Annotated in this window: 2 protein-coding genes; both read right to left on the bottom strand. The window is 37.3% G+C overall.

All coding sequences use genetic code 11. The annotated features are described in order from the left end of the window. The coding region (locus AC1DTM_RS23730) for a penicillin acylase family protein (RefSeq protein WP_477001035.1) at nucleotides 1-1,800 on the bottom strand (1,800 nt) is incomplete at its 3' end. Nucleotides 1,801-1,879: 79 nt separating this feature from the next. Then, the coding region (locus AC1DTM_RS23725) for a DnaD domain-containing protein (protein ID WP_477001034.1) at nucleotides 1,880-2,168 on the bottom strand (289 nt) is incomplete at its 5' end.

Here is a 2,168-nt window from a genome sequence, read left to right as displayed (position 1 = left end):
GTTACAGAATATTAATGGTGCCGCTTCATCTTTACTATCGTAAAAGTTCCACTTTGTTAATTGTTTGACGCCTTCTTTCTCCACTTCATTTAAATCTGTTTTATTTAACTCTTTTAAAAATATAGGAGCAAATTCTTTCCCGTATAAATTCTTTTGATCCATCTGTAACTTTTGTAAATCTTTCACCGTATATTTTTCCTTCTCTTGTAAAAACTCTTGAATGCGCATTTGCCTATATGGCTGTGCCCACGTATTACTAATATGGTACGGATAATTATCATCAACAATTTTATTATTCGCAGTTGAAATGAACCCTTGTTTTGGATTTATTACTTTTGGAAGCTGATCAAATGGGATATACCCTTCCCATTCATATTCATCTGTCCATCCTGGAACTGGCAAACTACCATCGCCTTTTTTACGCACTGGTATATTTCCATTCGCTTTATAAGCAATTGTGCCGTCATTTGATGCAAACAAAAAGTTTTGAGTCGGTGTGTGAAAATCTTGAAGAGCTGTTTCAAACTCATTCCAGTTTTTTGCTTTATTCATATTTAATACTGCCTTTAATTCAGCTGAAGGCTCTAAAGCAGTCCATTTCAAAGCGAATACTGTTTTCGTTTTCTCCTTACCCTTATCCGCAAACTCTGAAATTACTGGACCGTGCCTCGTAATTGTAACGTTATACGGAATTGTTTTCCCGCCTTTTACTTTAATAGATTCATCAACAACCGTAGCCTTTTCCCATTTATCGTTATACAAAAATTCATTTTCATTATTAGGATTTCTCTTTTCAATATATAAATCTTGTACATCAGGACCAGTATTCGTAACACCCCATGCAATTTTGTCATTGTGCCCTAATATAACACCTGGTACTCCAGCAAAAATAACGCCACTCACATGTAAATCTTTCATGTCAAGTCTCGTTTGATACCATATAGAAGGTGTCGCAAGCGATAAATGAGGATCATCCGCTAAAATCGGTTTACCAGACACACTCTTCTCACCGCTTATCACCCAGTTATTACTACCGTTAAACTCCGGCGGAATTACTGTCTTTGAAAAACTTTGTGCTACATTCACATTTGTATTTTTCAGTTCAGCGAGCAATCTAGGTGCATCTTTCGGATATGTAGGAAATAGCTCATTTGCTTGCTTTTCCGGAAGATTTTTCAACGCCCAATATCGAAATGCCTGTCCATGCCAATGTCCTCCTAAATCAAACGCCATATACTTTCCGATCGTTAAAGAATCAACCATTGACCATTCAGCAGGTTCATAACCTAATAGAGTAAACTCCACTGGCAATTTCTTTTCGGCCTTCGCCTCACGTATAAAAGCATTCACCCCATCAGCAAATGACTGCAGGGCATATTTCGCTTCCCCATCATATTGACTAACAGATGCTTCTGCCGCTCGCCGTAAACCGAGCGTTCGAAACAACTTATCTCGATCAACAGCTGCTTCCCCTACAACTTCACTTAACATACCAGAAGCTTGCCTTCTACTTAAATCCATTTGAAACAAACGATCTTGCGCTTGTACATACCCTTGCGAAAAATATAAATCATGTGCATTTCCCGCTTTAATATGCGGTATTCCTTTACTATCCCGCTTCACCGTAACAGCGTGTTGTAAATCCTCAAGTTTTATCGTTCCATCTATCTTTGGCATAGAACTAAGCGTATATATGTTCAAAAAAATCATAACGCAAATAAACAAAAAAAGAACGATACTACTAGACCAAATGAAAATTCTTTTTCCCCTATTTCGTTTCTTTTTTATGACGACTTCCATACAATCCCTCCTCTCTCAATCTATTCGCTTCTATTGTAAAAGAACCTTTTAGAAAAGAAGAAATCATTACTTGCTCATGCTATGGATCATACAAACTGAACACTTCTCTCTTACGCACTATTTCCTTTCCTTTACTGAAGCTTACTCGTCCTTTCTTACACCAATTCCTCAAAATCCCCTGCACATAAGCAAGTGTTCCCTTATTATTTTCAAACGCGATTTTAAGCGCCTCTAGTACTGTCTCTCCTGAAACTTTTTGTATCCACCCCTTCAATTCCTTCACGATATATGGAGATAGACTACTTATATTTTGTTCGTAAAACTTATAAACTTTACTATGCGAAGTAGCCTCTTCTACCGTTTCTACC

The organism is Bacillus sp. P4_D3 (assembly GCF_056401855.1).
The sequence above is the reverse complement of the archived record's forward strand: the minus strand, read 5'-3'. Positions and strand labels throughout refer to the sequence as shown.